Origin of the sequence: Halomonas profundus (assembly GCF_020865425.1) — a bacterium.
Taxonomy (GTDB): domain Bacteria; phylum Pseudomonadota; class Gammaproteobacteria; order Pseudomonadales; family Halomonadaceae; genus Vreelandella; species Vreelandella titanicae.
This window is the reverse complement of sequence record NZ_CP086344.1, coordinates 1,875,821-1,891,733: the sequence shown is the minus strand read 5'-3', so window position 1 is coordinate 1,891,733 and position 15,913 is coordinate 1,875,821. Positions and strand designations below refer to the sequence as shown.

Annotated in this window: 15 protein-coding genes; 5 read left to right on the top strand and 10 right to left on the bottom strand. The window is 51.7% G+C overall.

The annotated features are described in order from the left end of the window. Window positions 1-23: 23 nt before the first annotated feature. The 7 genes from LMS44_RS08385 to LMS44_RS08355 all read right to left on the bottom strand — a co-directional run bounded on the left by LMS44_RS08385 (window position 24) and on the right by LMS44_RS08355 (window position 6,860). Complete coding sequence (locus tag LMS44_RS08385; protein ID WP_051052087.1) at window positions 24-734, bottom strand: GntR family transcriptional regulator; 711 nt, start codon at window positions 732-734, stop codon at window positions 24-26. A gap of 180 nt (window positions 735-914) precedes the next feature. Then, window positions 915-1,958 carry an L-idonate 5-dehydrogenase gene (locus LMS44_RS08380; RefSeq protein WP_159176618.1) on the bottom strand — a complete coding sequence of 348 codons (1,044 nt, stop codon included), beginning with the start codon at window positions 1,956-1,958 and terminating at the stop codon, window positions 915-917. Window positions 1,959-1,967: 9 nt separating this feature from the next. Further along, complete coding sequence (locus LMS44_RS08375) at window positions 1,968-2,735, bottom strand: SDR family oxidoreductase (RefSeq protein WP_159176617.1); 768 nt, start codon at window positions 2,733-2,735, stop codon at window positions 1,968-1,970. Window positions 2,736-2,746: 11 nt separating this feature from the next. Next, complete coding sequence (locus LMS44_RS08370; RefSeq protein ID WP_278369471.1) at window positions 2,747-3,946, bottom strand: mandelate racemase/muconate lactonizing enzyme family protein; 1,200 nt, start codon at window positions 3,944-3,946, stop codon at window positions 2,747-2,749. 12 nt (window positions 3,947-3,958) lie between these two features. Then, the gene (locus tag LMS44_RS08365; protein ID WP_278369473.1) at window positions 3,959-5,266 is read right to left on the bottom strand and encodes a TRAP transporter large permease; all 1,308 of its coding nucleotides are present in this window, start codon (window positions 5,264-5,266) and stop codon (window positions 3,959-3,961) included. Next, complete coding sequence (locus LMS44_RS08360) at window positions 5,256-5,777, bottom strand: TRAP transporter small permease subunit (RefSeq protein WP_159176615.1); 522 nt, start codon at window positions 5,775-5,777, stop codon at window positions 5,256-5,258. The genes LMS44_RS08365 and LMS44_RS08360 overlap by 11 nt, the downstream gene beginning before the upstream one ends. A 57-nt stretch (window positions 5,778-5,834) precedes the next feature. Beyond that, window positions 5,835-6,860 (bottom strand): TRAP transporter substrate-binding protein, encoded by a 1,026-nt coding sequence (locus LMS44_RS08355; RefSeq protein ID WP_236557279.1) that lies wholly within the window; start codon window positions 6,858-6,860, stop codon window positions 5,835-5,837. 778 nt (window positions 6,861-7,638) lie between these two features. On the opposite strand from LMS44_RS08355, the gene rsgA reads away from it, so the two are divergent. The 3 genes from rsgA (at window position 7,639) to asd (ending at window position 10,604) form a co-directional block, all read left to right on the top strand. After that, window positions 7,639-8,658: a small ribosomal subunit biogenesis GTPase RsgA gene (rsgA, locus tag LMS44_RS08350; protein ID WP_022523982.1), complete on the top strand. Its 1,020-nt coding sequence runs from the start codon at window positions 7,639-7,641 to the stop codon at window positions 8,656-8,658. Between the two features lie 18 nt (window positions 8,659-8,676). Continuing rightward, window positions 8,677-9,519, top strand: a complete 843-nt coding sequence (locus LMS44_RS08345) for a sulfurtransferase (protein WP_022523983.1) — start codon at window positions 8,677-8,679, stop codon at window positions 9,517-9,519. Between the two features lie 251 nt (window positions 9,520-9,770). Then, window positions 9,771-10,604, top strand: a complete 834-nt coding sequence (gene asd, locus LMS44_RS08340) for an archaetidylserine decarboxylase (protein ID WP_022523984.1) — start codon at window positions 9,771-9,773, stop codon at window positions 10,602-10,604. Between the two features lie 21 nt (window positions 10,605-10,625). On the opposite strand, the gene LMS44_RS08335 is transcribed toward asd, so the two are convergent. Next, complete coding sequence (locus LMS44_RS08335; RefSeq protein ID WP_141441294.1) at window positions 10,626-11,279, bottom strand: TetR/AcrR family transcriptional regulator; 654 nt, start codon at window positions 11,277-11,279, stop codon at window positions 10,626-10,628. Between the two features lie 182 nt (window positions 11,280-11,461). Here LMS44_RS08335 and LMS44_RS08330 point away from each other — a divergent pair, with 182 nt between their 5' ends. Together LMS44_RS08330 and LMS44_RS08325 are read left to right on the top strand one after the other, a co-directional pair. Beyond that, complete coding sequence (locus LMS44_RS08330; RefSeq protein ID WP_051430615.1) at window positions 11,462-12,637, top strand: HlyD family secretion protein; 1,176 nt, start codon at window positions 11,462-11,464, stop codon at window positions 12,635-12,637. Next, window positions 12,634-14,184, top strand: a complete 1,551-nt coding sequence (locus tag LMS44_RS08325; protein WP_190373434.1) for a DHA2 family efflux MFS transporter permease subunit — start codon at window positions 12,634-12,636, stop codon at window positions 14,182-14,184. The genes LMS44_RS08330 and LMS44_RS08325 overlap by 4 nt, the downstream gene beginning before the upstream one ends. 28 nt (window positions 14,185-14,212) lie before the next feature. On the opposite strand, the gene epmA is transcribed toward LMS44_RS08325, so the two are convergent. After that, window positions 14,213-15,193, bottom strand: coding sequence for an EF-P lysine aminoacylase EpmA (gene epmA / locus LMS44_RS08320; RefSeq protein ID WP_278369479.1), 981 nt, complete (start codon window positions 15,191-15,193; stop codon window positions 14,213-14,215). A gap of 86 nt (window positions 15,194-15,279) precedes the next feature. Continuing rightward, on the bottom strand, window positions 15,280-15,846 hold the full coding sequence (gene efp / locus LMS44_RS08315) for an elongation factor P (protein ID WP_027959052.1): 567 nt from the start codon (window positions 15,844-15,846) through the stop codon (window positions 15,280-15,282). Between the last annotated feature and the right edge of the window lie 67 nt (window positions 15,847-15,913).

Genomic DNA, 15,913 nt, shown 5'->3' with positions numbered 1-15,913 from the left:
GAAGCTCCAGTATTGTTATTAAATTAAGGTTGTTTAAATTCCATTCTTACATCAAAGACACTAGGAGGTAATTCATCGCTTAAAACCGGCAACATATCTTTCACAAAGTCAATAAGCTTATCAGATGCCAGTGCGGCTTGTTCTGGCTTACCGGAAAGTATGGCATCCAGGACAGCGATATGACCTTCCACGGTACTATCAAGACTTTCCCCACCGGCAGTATAGGAATGATAAACCCAGCCAATTCTTCGAAAAATAGTATGCAGAGGTCTAAGCGTATACTGTAGAAAAGGCTCACCGCACGCGGAAAGCACCATTTGGTCTATTTTGCTATCATAAGCATTGAATTCAGAGATAGTTAAAGACTCACTTGTTTTTAACAAGTTAGCTATGTGGCGAAACTGACTTCTTTGCGCGTCGCTTGCCCTTTGGCTAGCCAGCGATATAACAAACCTTTCAAGGTCTCGACGTAAGTCAAGCAGTAATGAAGCACGAGACAAGTCTATTGGTGAAATCTGGACACCTTGTCGCGGATGAATAATCATTAACGTATCAGCAGCCAAACGAGTTGTCGCCTGATACACCGGCATTCGATTAAAGCCTGTCATCGTTTGTAAGTCTTGAATCCTAAGATGGCTGCCTGGCTTTAGCTCGCAGGTGACAATGAGTTCTTCAAGCTTATCATAGGCGAGATCAAGCAGGTTCTGACCCGCATTACTAGTTTTATTGCTCATATCTATTCAGCCATTGTTATCGGACAAAACTTACCTATTTTTCCATGCATAAGCTCGCCAAATAAAATATTATGCTTGGTAAATAAATAAAAATACTCATCGCACCTTTCATAGCAAACATAAATTTAACATTCAATCAACCTCTATCAAAAAAGCACAAAAAATTACCATGTAAAAAACTCATTTTCCGTCAAAATCAAGCTGAACTTTCATGGATTTTTCACGCAGAGAAGCTAGATCGAAAGCAGACTTTGCCTCTCCAAAAGGTATAACTGAAGATACGAAAGGTTTTAAATCAACCACCTTTCTATCAATAAGATCAGCTGCCTGGGAAAATTCCTCGTCAAAGCGGAAGCTCCCCATCATCTTAATCTCTTTAGCAACCGCTAAATTTAAGGGAAATGGAATCTCACCACCTAAACCGACCAAAATAATAATACCGCCGGGCTTAATAATCTCTAATGCCGACGCAAGTGCTTTGGGGCTACCCGAGCATTCAAAGATAACATCTTGGCTACCCTTCCCGTGAGCAAGGGAGGTCAACGCATCTGGTTGGCTATTGAGATTAACACTACGATGCGCACCTAATTGAGCCGCAATCGCTAAAGGAGCATCAGAAAGATCTGTCGCGGTAATATATTGAGCCCCAGCACGAGCAGCAGAAAGTACCGTTAAGCAGCCAATCGGCCCGCATCCCGAGACTAATACGTTACTCCCGACCAAAGAGCCTGCTTGGCGTACAGCATGGAGGCAAACGGCTAAAGGCTCTGCGCAAGCAGCATATGTCAGGTCAGTATCGGGTTGTAGCGGGTAGAGTTGTTGGGCTGGAATCGTGACATTTTGGCGAAACAACCCCTGTTGATGAGGAAAACGCATGGCACTTCCAAAAAAACGCATGTCTTCGCATTGGTTTCGTTGGCCATTTTGACAGTACTGGCATGTGCCACAAGGCATAGAAGGATTCACAGCCACCTTATCGCCCACTTTCAAATGTGAAACACCTATGCCAAGTTCCGCGACAACACCAGCTACTTCATGCCCTAGAACCATAGGCTCTTGCAACCTTACCGCACCAAAACCGCCGTTATGGAAGTAATGAAGGTCAGAGCCGCAAATACCACCTTTACTAATCGTTATTTTTGCTTCACCTGAACCAGGCGGATGCGCTTCTTGATGCTCTTCGACGCGCAAGTCACCGGGGGAGTGTATAACTATTGTTTGCATAAAGGCCCCCTATAGCACTGATATCATGCCGCCATCAGCATAAATTATTTGTCCATTAACATAGGCTGAAGCAGCGGAGCTAAGGTAAATGGCTGTTCCTGCGAGTTCCTCAGGCTTTCCCCAACGACGGGCAGGTGTTCGGCTTTTTACCCATGCATCAAAATCTGGGTTTGAGGTTAGGGCTTCATTCATATCAGTCAACATATAACCAGGCCCAATGGCGTTAGCCTGGATACCATGCTCTCCCCACTCAGCTGCCATCGCCTTAGTCAGCATTTTAACGCCGCCCTTGGCTACCGTGTAGGGAGCAACCGTTGCCCGGGCTAGCTCACTGGTTAGGGATCCAATATTAATGATCTTGCCGTAACCACGCTCAATCATTCTTTTTGCCGCTTCTCTGCCGACAACAAAAGCTGAGGTTAAATTAGTATCAATTACACGATGCCAATCGGATGTTTCAAGCTCAACCATCGGCTTTCTAAACTGCACCCCGGCATTATTAATCAAAATGTCAATATTGATACCAGCTTTATCGAATTTAGCGAAGGCTGATTTAACCTCGCTCTCATCGGTAACATCAAAAGCAGCGATTTCGACATGATAGCCACTCTGAGTCATCTCTCTTTCAGCAGCTTCTAGTCGCTCTCGGTTCATTCCGTTAAGGATGATCGAAGCTCCAGCACTGGCAAGCCCCTCGGCAAAAGCGCGACCCAAGCCCCGTGAAGAGCCGGTAATGAGAGCGGTTTTACCTGTTAAATCAAAAAGATTCGTTGCCATGGGTATCTCCTTTAAAGTGACGTTTTTCTCACGCTCAAATCGGAGCGTTTAAAGAAAGTGGGCAGAAGCTCAACACCAAGCCCTGGCCCTTCCATGGGGTATACAAAGCCATTCTCGATTTTGGGTACAGCCGTTACCAACTCGGTGTACCAGCCTCGATAAAAAGCTCTTACACTCTCCTGAATGAGCGTGTTTGGCTGGCTAAACGACATATGAATGGCGGCCACAAACCCGACCGGGCCAATACAGTCATGAGGAGCAAAAGGGCGATGCCAGGTTTCGGCAAGGGAGGCTATTTTGCGCCCTTCTGTTAACCCCCCAGTCCAGCAGAGATCGACCATGACCACATGGGTTGCGTCACGATCCAGCATGTCTTTATAGGGCCAACGAGAGCCAAGCGTTTCACTGGCACACGTCCAAACAGAGGTAGAAGCAGCAAACTCAGCAAGTGCTTGCGGTGAGTTCATTCGAATTGGGTCCTCATACCAAGTAGGATTAAATTGCTCCAATTCCTTAGCAATATTTTTTGCAGTAGGTAAATTCCACTGAGAATGGAACTCAACCATAATGTCCATATCATCGCCAACGGCCTTACGTATTTCTTCGAAGGGCTTTATGGCTTTTTTCATTTGCGGTGAGGTGATGTACTGGCCACGCGTTTCAGCAGCAATAGGGTCAAATGGCCAGATTTTCATTGCCGTAATACCCGACTCCAGGAGATTTTCAGCTAACTGCGCTGGGCGGTTCATAAAGCCGTCCAGATCCTCATAAGGCCCCTCTGAGGCACCTATATTCCAATTTGAAACCGGCTTGATATTGTTGGTTCGAACGTAACGATAACCTGCGCAAGTGTTATATATACGAATTTTCTCCCAACAAAGCCCCCCTAACATTTGGTGGACTGGCTGGTTACATACTTTACCGAAGATATCCCAGAGAGCTATGTCGATAGCAGAGGCTGCGCGGTATTCAGCGCCTGTTGAAGACTGCGCCATGGGGAGTGATACCATCTCTTTGTGCAAAGCCTCAATATGAAGAGGATCTTTGCCCAACAACCGCTCGGAAAGTGTTTCGTGTATATGGGCCTCTACAGCCCCAGCACCATAAAATGTTTCACCTAAACCGACGATACCAGCATCCGTTTCAACGTGCACCCAAAGCACATTGGAAAATTCTTTTAGTCGATATGTTTTTATCGCTGTTATTTTCATTTTTAATCCTTTTTAGCTGAGTGCGGCAGGCAACCAAAGTGCTATACCAGGAAAAGCCAACATAAATACCAGTATTGCTATTTGTATAAGCATAAATGGCCAAAGCGAAGCATATATTGTTTGAAGGCTGATCTCAGGTGGGGCAACACTTTTCAAATAAAATGCAGCCGGCCCAAATGGAGGTGACAAAAATGCAACTTGCATCGTTAGTGAAAAGAGCACACCAAACCATACTGGGTCATAACCTAAATGAGTTACAATGGGTACAAAAATAGGAATTGTAAGAAGCAGTATTCCAATCCAATCCATAAACAGTCCAAGCACAAAAAACACTAGCATCATAACCAAGATTGTTGCAAAAGGAGAAATACCTAGCCCAGCAATAAAGCTAGTAACATACTGTTGCCCCCCTGAGAGATTGTATATTCCAATTAATACCGCTGCGCCAAAAGTTACCCATAAAATGATACCGCATGACAGGAGCGTCCTTTTAAGCGCTTGCCACACTAACTCTTTGCAAAGCTCTTTGCGTGCATATATCACCATAAGGGTGGCGCCCACAGCTACCCCAGCTGCTTCTGTAATTGATGTTACTCCTCCATAGATGCACCCAAACACGATAAAAATTAGCAACAGAAACGGAAGGAAACCATGAATGATGTCCTTCCAACCAATGGCTTCGACTTCTACTTTATTGGGCATTGGGGCTAGGTTTGGATTTAACGTACAACGAATATAGATATAAGCATAATAGGCAAGCGCTAATACAAAGCCTGGAAAAAATGAAGCGAGAAACAATTTATGCACTGAGACTTCGGCGGTGAGCCCATAAACAATTAGCACAATTGACGGAGGGATCATTGTCCCCAAGGAACCGCCAGCACAGATCACTCCAATTGCCAGTTTTTTATCATAGTTAAGCCTCAACATTTGAGGTAGTGCCACTAGACCGAGCAGAACAATCTCACCACCTATGATACCGCTTATGGCAGCCATAAAGATGGATATAACAAGCGTAACGGTCATTACGCCACCTTTTCGGTGCCCAAATAGTTTATTGAGACTATTGTAAAGGTCGTGGGCTATTCTCGATCTTTCTAACAGCGTTGCCATAAATATAAACAACGGAATAGAGAGTAACGCATACTCAGTAGCCAGCCCATATATCGTTTTGTGGGCAATGGCGATGACGGGAGTACCATAATTAAAGTAAGCGATTGTGATCGCAAGAGAGCCCGCAGCAAAGGCCAGCGGCACACCTATAGCCATCAGAAATAGAACGCCAAGAACAAGTACTAGGGTAATTAACTCAATCGACACGTCCCTTCTCCTCAGCCAGTGAGCGAGTGTCGATCCCCCGCATATTGTTGACGAAATTGATAATCGCGTAGATCGCTATTATCAGTGCTGCGAACACTATGGCAGGCTTGACTGTCGCAGGTATGGGAGGGTTCCAAGCGGTACCAAAGCGCTCCCACGTTGACAATGCTTTCCATGAACTGGGCCAACCGAACCAGGATACCGCCAAGCAGTAAGTAAGCACGCAAATAAGCTGGATACAGTCGAATACTCGCTTTAGCCAAGATGGCGAAGCGTCATATAAGACGGTAATACGGAGGTGTTGGTCGAGCTGCATTGCATAGACACCTGCCGCCGCATAAAGAATCGCAGATAACCAAAGTGCCAGCTCATTGGCCCAAAGGGTGGGAGCTTTAAATATATACCTGGCTAACACTTCGTAAAAAGTGACGGCCACAATCACGAGTAGCAGCAAAGAAAAAAGTGCCGTTATTGTTTTTGCAATCGATGACTTATGCTTAGCAGGTGGCATAGAGTCTCTCCTTGAGTAAGCCGAGGCCTAATGGCCTCGGTTTATTGGCATTTTCATCTATTCAAGGATGCCTATTTTCGTCATATAGGCGATATGTGAATCGTACGCGGCTTTCGCTTCAGGACTACGTGTCGACCAATCTTCCCACACTGCTTGAGCTGCCTCCCTGAATGCCTGACGGTCTTCCTCGCTCCAATCGTGTAGAGTTACGCCTTCTTGTCTAAGTTCTACTGCTGCTTGACGATCGAGCATTGTGGAGTCTTGAACTATCTCCAATGCAATGGTATCCAGAGCAGAACGAAGTATTTGTTGCTCTGCTTCACTAAGGCTATTCCACTTTTCAAGATTCATCGCCACGTGCTCAATGGGCATTGAATGAAAACCCGGATAAGTAGCATGCTCTGCTATATCGTAGAGACCTAAACCTTTATTCACTGCCAAGGTGGATGCATCCGCGCCGGAAACGGTTCCTGTGGACATCGCCGTAAACACTTCACCAAAAGGCATTACAACTGGGCCAGCTCCCAAACTTGCAAATATTTCAGACTCCATACCAGGAGGAGAGCGGAACTTCCAACCATCTATATCTTCTATCCCCGCTAACTCAGTAGTCGAGCTGAGCGCTTCAGGAGTCGCGATAAACACTCCAACCAAGTGCATATCAAACTTGTGGTATAGTTCGTTAGCTAGCTCTAATCCGCCTCCATCTTTATACCAACCGATTAACTCGAGAGGTGTGTTGTACCCTCCCATGATATCGCCATAAAATTGAAAGGCTGGATTTTTACCCGTTATATATCCTGCCCCTGTTGCATCACCATCAATAATTCCCATGCTGGCTGACTCAAATGCCTCAGACGCTTTCACTACTGCTGAGTCAGTATGCATTTTTATATCTAAACTACCGCCTGACATTTCGTTTGCCAAATCGGCAAATCTAATAAGAGCCTCCCCTTGTAGCGATGAGGAACTATGATGCGTTTGAAAGTTAAGCGTTGTTACATCTTGCGCGTAACTGTTGGTTAAAGGCGTGAGTAAAGCAATGCCAAGCGCTGCTACGATAGATCTTTTTATAGTTTTCATAAGCTGCTCCATGTTTGCGATGCATGCTGTGATATATCACAAAATATTAATAGCAGTCCTCAGATTGCTGTGTCAAATAGCCCTTGGTGAAGATTTTTTAAAGACCCATAAAAAGACTAGTGAGACCTATGCTTATACAACCCTATAATTCAGCCTGGCTCAGAACATAAAATGTATTCTTATACATTTTATGTTATATAAAACAATTCCTTACGAGAGCCACTCCGATTTCAGGTGCATACGACATAAGGTCATCTGATTTGACGCCCACAGTAAATGCGTAGTGAGCAGCTACAATGCCTTATACTAATTGATGAGTGCTCTTGAGACATTTCACCAGACAGAGCGAGCGCACAACCTCCGCGAATCTCACCTTGAGCACGGTTACGATACCTTGTAATGCTTAGACTTTTTAGGTGTTGATGAGAGCACTGCAATGAGTAGCAGACGTGAATGCAACCTGAATAGTGAAAAACAAAATAATACTTAAAGAGCCTCTGATTAACGTAATGAGTGAAGGCCAGACAAGGCAAAAATCAACGAAAAATCGGAGTTTACGGGTTGTAAATGAGCATTTTGATCGGACTCGCGCACGAGGCGATTTTTAACGCCGTATGGTCGAGCGCAATAGTTAATCAGAGGTTTCTTAAATAACACTGAAAATAGACCCTTCAAGCAGCTACAAAGGAGAGCTTGGCTACTTGATGGCATCTTTGATAAGTACAATCACACCTTTGATAGGTACAATGACATCTATTGTAGCGATCATCAGGTGGTCATGAGCAAACGTAAATTAAGTCGCCAGCAACAGTGGCGCGTCGAGAAAGTCCAGGCGGAACGTGCCCAGCGTGCAGAAAAGCGCGATGTTCAAGACGCTGAAAAGCTCGCCGCCGGTGAATACGGTGCCGAACAGCCAGGCCGTGTCGTTGCTCACTTTGGACGCACCTTGGAGGTGCGCAATAGCGATAATGAACCGGTGCGCTGTCACTTACGCGCCAACTTGGACGGCCTAGTCACCGGCGACAGAGTGATATGGCGCGCAGGGCAAGAAGGCTCCGGCGTGGTGGTGGCCCGTGAAGAGCGCGATAGCGTGCTTAAGCGCCCAGATGCTCGCGGCCTGCTCAAGCCAGTGGCCGCCAATATTGACCAGCTGTTGATCGTGTTTGCGGTGGAACCCGCACCTCACGCCAACCTTATCGATCGCTATCTGGTCGCCGCCGAGGCCACCGGTATAGCGCCAGTGCTGGTGCTCAACAAAACCGATCTGCTGCCAGAAGATGGCGGCGAGTTAGGCAAATTATTAGAACGCTATCGCGATTTAGGCTATCCCGTCGTGCGCACCACCACAGCTACCGAAACCGGGCTGGATGATCTGCGCAGCCAGCTTGAAGGCCGTACCTCGGTATTCGTCGGTCAAAGCGGCGTGGGCAAGTCTTCGCTAATCGACCTGCTGCTACCCGATGAAACCCTGCGCATTGGCGCGCTCTCGGAAGACTCGCGTAAAGGTACTCACACCACCACCACGGCACGCCTCTACACCATGAGTCGTGCTGAAGTGGCCGATGGCGATCTCATCGACTCACCGGGTATTCGCGAGTTTGGCCTGGTGCACCTCAACGAGCAGGAAGTCACCGACGGCTTTATCGAGTTTCACGACTATATTGGTCACTGCCGCTTCCGCGACTGCCGCCACCGCAATGAGCCAGGCTGTGCTTTACTCGCAGCGGTCGAGGCAGGCAAGATTCATCCAGCACGCTTTACCAGCTACCGGCGCATACTTGATAGCTTGGATAGCTAGGATTTAGAGGAGTTACTCATGAGCACCGAAAGCCAATCGTCGGAATCCAACCTGCTGCCGCTAATCGTTGAGCCCGAACAACTGCAGGAACATTTGGATGACCCACAGCTGCTGATTATCGATGTACCGGTCAACGGCGATAGCTATCGCCAGGGCCATGTGCCTGGGGCTATCTTCCTCGATTTTCGCTACTTGATGCGCGGTGAAGGGCCTGTGCCCAGCGACGTTCCCAGCGTCGAGGCGCTATCAAGGCTGTTCAGTGCCCTGGGCTTAACCCGCGATACTCACGTGGTCGCTTACGACGACGAAGGCGGCGGCTGGGCGGCACGGTTACTGTGGACGCTAGACCTGATCGGCCACACTCGCTACTCCTATTTGAACGGCGGCATTCACGCCTGGCGCGATGCGGGCCTGGAAGAGAGTACAGAACCGACCGCCCCAACCCCCAGCGAATACCACGCTGAGTTTCTCAACCCCCAAGCCCTGATTACCTGCGACGAAATCAAAGAAAAGCTCGATGATAGGCAGTTTGCGGTATGGGATGCGCGCTCCAAAGATGAGTACGATGGCTTACGCGGTAACAACAAGCACCTGGGCCATATTCCGGGGGCGGTCAATATGGATTGGCTCCATGCCATGGATCGCAACCGCGCGCTACGTATACGCGATTACGCCGAGCTGATCACCGAGCTAGGCGCCCTGGGCCTCACGCCCGACATGGAAATTGCCACCCATTGCCAAAGCCACCACCGCAGCAGCTTCACCTGGCTGGTGGGCAAGGCGCTAGGCTTTAATATGCGCGGCTATGCGGGTTCCTGGGGTGAATGGGGCAACCGCGACGACACACCGATTGAGAAGTAATAACACACTCTTCCCCAATGTTTAAAACAAATATGTGCTCGATCAAGAGCGCCGGGGACAGGTTGTAGAGGGGGTCATTTGCCATGGCCGGAAAATGTTCCATACCATTCCGGCATTTCCGCCATCCATGGCGGTCAGATGGCAAATGTAGCGCCCAAGGAAGGGTTCACAGCGCCCCCTCGTAGACCTGTCACCGGGGTAGCTCTTAATGACAATATCCCACTACAAGCCACTGCCAAAAAGTAACCACTGTGACTCTTTCCCAAAAAACCTTTTCGCTACTCCAATATCCGCTGCCTCACCACGCGATCTCGCGCCTAACCGGCCAGTTCGCCCAGTGTGACAATCCCTGGGTGAAAAACACCTTGATTAAAGCGTTTATCAAACGCTTCAACGTTGATATGAGCCAGGCGCTAGAGCCAGACCCTACCGCCTACGCTACGTTCAACGACTTCTTCACCCGTGCGCTCAAAGCGGATGCCCGCCCGCTAGGCGACGGTATTCTCAGCCCCGCCGATGGTACGCTCTCCCAATACGGACGCCTACAGGCCGGACAACTGGTGCAGGCCAAAGGCCACACCTACCCCGCGCAAACCCTGCTCGGCGGCGATACGGCACTGGCAGAAGAGTTCTTAGGCGGCAGCTTTGCCACCGTTTACCTCTCCCCTCGGGACTACCACCGGGTGCACATGCCGGTGACGGGTACGCTTAGGGAAATGATCTACGTGCCGGGGCGACTATTCTCGGTCAACCAAGCCACTGCCAACTGCGTGCCAGGCCTCTTCGCCCGCAACGAGCGCTTAGTATGTATCTTTGATACCGAGCACGGCCCCATGGCGATGGTACTGGTTGGTGCGATGATCGTCGCTGCCATCGAAACCGTCTGGTCAGGGCAGGTGACGCCGCTTGCGGGCTGCCCTCAGCGCACACAATTTAGCCAACCTATCACACTTGAAAAAGGCGCTGAGATGGGCCGCTTCAAGCTCGGCTCAACGGTGGTGATGTGTTTCGCCAAGCCGCCCAATTTCGCAAACAATCCGCTGGGCAGCATGGTGCAGATGGGGCAAACGCTGGGAGCTTATTGATGACCTTTCCCCCTGAACGACCTAGGTCGAAGCACTAGCCGCACCTGAGAGGAAGAGCTCGACACAGCGTCGAGCTCGAGCGTTGCACCGCGTCTCGTCAAGACGCACATGGCGACCAAGCAGAGCGTCAATGTGCCATTCACCAAGCAACATTCCCATAAACATACCGGCCGCTTCACGCGGATCGTCGAGGTCAAGACGGCCGCTATCCACCTGCTCGCTTAAGTAAGCAGCTAGCGCCTGACGGGTCTGGTCGGGGCCGCGAGTGAGAAACAGCTCACCAAGCTCCGGAGCCCGTTCGGCCTCAAAGGCTAAGCCGCGAACTAAACGGATCACGCCCGGCTCGAACACCAACGTCAGCATTCGGCGGCCTAGCTCGTACAGCACCTGCTCTAGGGCTTGGTGATCCCGTCGCCCCTCCTCCAGCACTGCCCAAGCGGTGGAGATATGACGCTCCATCGCCGCTGTGAATAATCCCTCCTTGTTACCGAACTGCTTATACAGCGTCGCCAAAGATCCGCCGGCGCGGGCAACCACTTCGTTAACGCTGGCACCGGCATAGCCCTGTTCAAGAAAAACATCCCGGGCAGCGTCCAGCAGACGTTCACGGCGCGCCACGCCGCGCGACGTTACGCCATCAGTTATGTTGGGATCTGGCGTGGTTGAGCGTGGCATTGACACTCCTATAGAGGTATATAAAGAAGGATTAATTATAAAGACGCGGCGCACAGAAGTAATATTTTTTGCCCTGGAAATGTAATGTAGCATTCATTACACTATTTGTCTTTTTCCCAAGGGAGGTGTCTTTGCCTCACAGGGAGCCCCTAGCAGGAGCGCTATTGCCTTAAGGAGTGGTCATGACATCGAATACTAAGCCGGGCGAGCCCCCGGATGAGCGCCAAAGCAGCCATACCGTCGCGGGTCAAGATGCCCACTCCAGCGGCAAAACTAGCCGCAAGTTACTCGCTATGGTGGCGGGGATTATCGTCCTGGCGGCGCTAATTTGGTGGGGCATGGGCTGGTGGCAAACCGGGCGCTTCATGGAAGAGACCGACAATGCCTATGTGCGCACCGACAGCGTCGCGGTACGCGCCGAGCTATCAGCGCGGGTCGTCGAGGTGGCGGTAGATGATAACCAAACGGTCAAGCAAGGCGATCTGCTGATACGTCTAGACGCCGAGAGCTACCGCGACCAGGTGACCCAGGCCGAGGCCCAGCAGGCAGTGGCCGCAGCCTCAATCGCCCAATCACACCGCCAGGTAGATTTGCAGCAGGCGGCTATCGATCAGGCCACGGCTCAGCAGCAGGCGGCCCAGGCTAATCTTGACCAGGCGCGCCAGCATCTGGAGCGCTCCTCATCGCTTGCCGCCAACAACTATGGCTCCCGTCAGCAGCGCGAAGATGACCAGGCCGCACTGAGTGTCGCCCAGGCAAAGCTTGCCGAAAGCCAAGCCGCGGTTGTCTCGGCCAGGCGGCAGCTAGCCGTGGCCGAGAGCGACGTGACCCGTGCTGAAGCCAATCTGGACGCCGCTAGCGCCGATCTTGACTATGCTCGCCACCAGTTGGATAAGACCCGCATCGTCGCCCCCCGGGACGGCGTGATTGGCAATCTACGCGTTGAGGTCGGCACCTTAGCGCAGCCGTCGCTGACGCTTTTGCAGCTGGTACCCATCGAGTCGGCCTACGTGGCAGCCAACTTTAAGGAGACCCAGCTCGAACGGATTCGCGTCGGCCAGCCAGTCGCGGTGCATTTGGATGCCTACCCGGATATTACCTACGAAGGCATCGTCGACAGCCTGTCGCCAGCCACCGGCACCGAGTTCAGCCTGCTGCCCCAGGACAATGCCACCGGCAATTTCAACAAAATCGTCCAGCGGGTGCCGGTCAAGATCCGCGTCACCGGCCCCACCGAGGCGCTGAGCCAACTGCGCGCCGGGCTATCGGCCGTGCCCGAGATCGATACTCGTCATCTTGAACCACAAAATGACTCCCGCCCTGCCCAGCAGTTGGCAGCGGAGCGGCCCAAGTCATGAGCGAGACGGTCGCCGGCTCGGTGACGGGCGTTAACGACATGCCACCCTGGCCACAGCGCATTGGCTTCATTGCTGCGGTGTTTGGCATGTTCATGGCAATTCTGGATATTCAGATCGTCGCCAGCTCGCTCAACGAAATCCAGGCGGGGCTCTCAGCCAGCGAGGATCAAATCTCCTGGGTGCAGACCGCTTACCTGATCGCCGAGATTGTGATGATCCCGCTGTCGGGCATGCTGATGCGCATTCTCTCCACTCGAGTAGCCTTCACCCTGTCGTGCGTCGGCTTCACCCTGGCGAGCCTGGGCTGCGCGCTGGCCACCTCGATCGAGCAACTGATCGTGCTGCGCGCTATTCAGGGCTTTATGGGCGGAGCGATGATACCCATTACCCAGGCAGTTAGCTTTTCGATCTTTCCCCGCCGGGTGATGGGCAGCGTGCAGGCGGTGATCGGCATGGTTGTCACCATGGCACCCTCTGTGGGTCCCACCGTGGGCGGCTACATCACCGAGACGCTCAGCTGGCACTGGCTGTTCCTGGCCAACGTGATCCCCGGCGTTCTGGTCTGCTGGGCCGCCTGGACATTTCTCGATATCGATAAGCCCAACCACGCGGTCGCGCGCCACCTGGACTTGATCGGCCTGGTATTGATCGCGGTATTTTTGGGCTCGCTAGAGTTTGTGCTTGAAGAAGGGCCCGGCGATGACTGGTTTGCCAGCCAGCGGATCTTGCTGTTCAGCCTGACCTGTCTGGTGGCGGGAGCCTGGTTCTTCATCCGCACCCTGCGCAGCGACCACCCAATCGTCGATCTGCGCGCCTTTACCAACCGCAACTTTGCCATCGGCGCCGTAATGGGCTTTATCATCGGCATCGCGCTCTACGGGCTGGTCTACATCATGCCGCTGTTTTTTGGCTATGTGCGCGGCTATTCGAGCCTGCAAATTGGCCAGGTGATGTTCGTCACCGGGCTGACGATGTTTCTTTGCGCGCCTATTGTCGGTCAGCTGTCCAACCGCCTCGATCTGCGCATTATGCTGTTTATGGGCCTACTGCTGGTCGGCGTGGGCACCATAATGAACGCCAATCTTACCGTGGAGTCGGGCTTTTGGCAGTTCTGCGTGCCGCAGATCGTGCGCGGCATGGGGCTGATCTTGTGTATCATTCCAGCCTCGCGTATTGCCCTGGGCACCCTGCCGCCGAGCGAGGTAGGCAACGCCAGCGGGCTTTTTAACGTGATGCGCAACCTGGGGGGTGCCATGGGACTGGCGCTGATCGATACGGTGCGCGACATCCGCGAGGACTTTCACTGGAATCAGCTCATTCCTGCTATCGATACTAGCCGCGAGGTCGTGGTAGCGGAGATCGCCAAATACCAAGCGATGCTCGCCGGCTCGGTGCCCGATACCTATCACACCGCCGTCGCCATGCTGGCGCAACGAGTCTCTCAGCAGGCACAAGTGCTGGCCTTTAACGACATCTTTACTTGGATGGGACTGATCTACATTGCCAGCGTACCGCTGGTATTCCTACTGCGGAGGATTTCGGCTTGACGGCTTGCAGCCTGTTAGCAACTAGCCGCTAACAGCTGGGCGTTGAGAATGTAAGCACGTCTTCCAGGCGTGCTTTGCCGAGTGCCAACTGAATCAAGCGATCTATCCCCAGCGCCACACCGGCGCCTTCGGGCATTCCGTGCTCAAGTGCGGCCAGCAGCCGCTCATCCACATCCACTTCCGGTAAGCCCAAACGGCGGCGCTCAGCGTTATCTTCAGCAAAGCGCGTGCGCTGCTCAGCCGCATCGGTCAGCTCATCGTAGCCGTTAGCCAACTCAATACCGTTAAGATAGACCTCAAAGCGGGAAGCCACCCACTCACCATCTGCATCTTGATGGCGTCGCGCCAAGGCTGCTTGGCTAGCCGGATAATCAACTACCACGCTTAGCTCCTGCTGGCCTAACTGCGGCTCGATCACCACGCTCATTAACAGGTCAAGACAGGTCTCGCGGCCTTCATCAGCTAAGGATTGGGCAGACATTTGTGCCCGCTCGGCAGCTATCGCCCTCAGCCTATCCAGAGACGTCGTGAACGGATCAACCTCTACGTAAGTATGAAACAACTCCCGGTAGCGGTAATGCACAGGTGGGCCGGGGAAACTGGGCAACAGTGACATAATGAGCGTCGCAGTCTCATCAATCAGTTGATCCAGCGTAAATTGGGGCCGATACCACTCCAGCATAGTGAACTCAATATTATGGCGGGCGCCGATTTCGCCATCGCGAAAACTTCGCGCAAGCTGAAAGATCGGCCCACTGCCCGCTGCGAGCAAGCGCTTCATATGGAATTCAGGGGAGGTTTGTAGCCATAGACGGCGCTGCCCTTTGTCCGTGCGCGCCAGAGTGTGCAGCGACACCAAATGGATATCCGTGCTTCCCCCCTGCCCCAGCACGGGCGTTTCCACTTCCAGCACGTCACGCTGGGCAAAAAAAGCGCGCACTTTGACCATTAACCGCGCCCGTTCGCGCAGCGTTTCAAAGGACGCTGAGGGTTGCCAATCAATGGCCATAACGACTCCTTGAAAAAATCACCTTAAATAATAATGGCCACGCACAAAGCGTGGCCATTAAGACATACAAGCGCCCTGGAAAGCGATCAAGCGCGTGAGACGTAGTCCCCACTGCGCGTATCGATTTTCAACACTTCGCCCTGGTTAATGAAGAGCGGCACACGCACCACAGCGCCAGAAGACAACGTCGCAGGCTTAGAACCACCCTGTGCCGTATCGCCTTTCAAACCGGGATCTGTTTCCACGACTTCCAACTCGATAAAGTTAGGCGGCGTCACGGAAATGGCCTTATCATCCCAAAGCGTAATGATATAGGGCACCTGCTCTTTCAGCCACTTGACGGTATCGCCTAGCGCTTTTTTCTCTACCGCATACTGCTCAAACGAGCCATCGGTCTTCATGAAGTGCCACATATCACCATCGGTGTAGAGATACTCCATTTCTAAATCCATGACATCGGCACCTTCCAGCGAGTCACCGGATTTGAAAGTCTTCTCACCTACGCGGCCAGTCATCAAATTCCGCAGTTTAACGCGGTTAAACGCCTGCCCCTTACCGGGCTTGACCAGCTCGTTCTCAACGATTGCACAAGGATCGCCGTCGAGCATTACTTTCAGACCGGCCTTGAATTCGTTGGTAGAATAGTTCGCCATAATGTCTCTCAATCATCCATTTCAGTTATTTGTATCAACAGGTGGTGCGCGAAGCCATACTTTGCCG

Coding starts and splice junctions, on each gene's coding strand:
- LMS44_RS08375 (WP_159176617.1), bottom strand. CDS start 2,735: ATGGCAACGAATCTTTTTGATTTAACAGGTAAAACCGCTCTCATTACC.
- LMS44_RS08345 (WP_022523983.1), top strand. CDS start 8,677: ATGAGCACCGAAAGCCAATCGTCGGAATCCAACCTGCTGCCGCTAATC.
- LMS44_RS08330 (WP_051430615.1), top strand. CDS start 11,462: ATGACATCGAATACTAAGCCGGGCGAGCCCCCGGATGAGCGCCAAAGC.
- epmA (WP_278369479.1), bottom strand. CDS start 15,193: ATGGCCATTGATTGGCAACCCTCAGCGTCCTTTGAAACGCTGCGCGAA.
- efp (WP_027959052.1), bottom strand. CDS start 15,846: ATGGCGAACTATTCTACCAACGAATTCAAGGCCGGTCTGAAAGTAATG.
- LMS44_RS08335 (WP_141441294.1), bottom strand. CDS start 11,279: ATGCCACGCTCAACCACGCCAGATCCCAACATAACTGATGGCGTAACG.
- LMS44_RS08380 (WP_159176618.1), bottom strand. CDS start 1,958: ATGCAAACAATAGTTATACACTCCCCCGGTGACTTGCGCGTCGAAGAG.
- LMS44_RS08370 (WP_278369471.1), bottom strand. CDS start 3,946: ATGAAAATAACAGCGATAAAAACATATCGACTAAAAGAATTTTCCAAT.
- LMS44_RS08385 (WP_051052087.1), bottom strand. CDS start 734: ATGAGCAATAAAACTAGTAATGCGGGTCAGAACCTGCTTGATCTCGCC.
- LMS44_RS08325 (WP_190373434.1), top strand. CDS start 12,634: ATGAGCGAGACGGTCGCCGGCTCGGTGACGGGCGTTAACGACATGCCA.
- rsgA (WP_022523982.1), top strand. CDS start 7,639: ATGAGCAAACGTAAATTAAGTCGCCAGCAACAGTGGCGCGTCGAGAAA.
- LMS44_RS08355 (WP_236557279.1), bottom strand. CDS start 6,860: ATGAAAACTATAAAAAGATCTATCGTAGCAGCGCTTGGCATTGCTTTA.
- LMS44_RS08360 (WP_159176615.1), bottom strand. CDS start 5,777: ATGCCACCTGCTAAGCATAAGTCATCGATTGCAAAAACAATAACGGCA.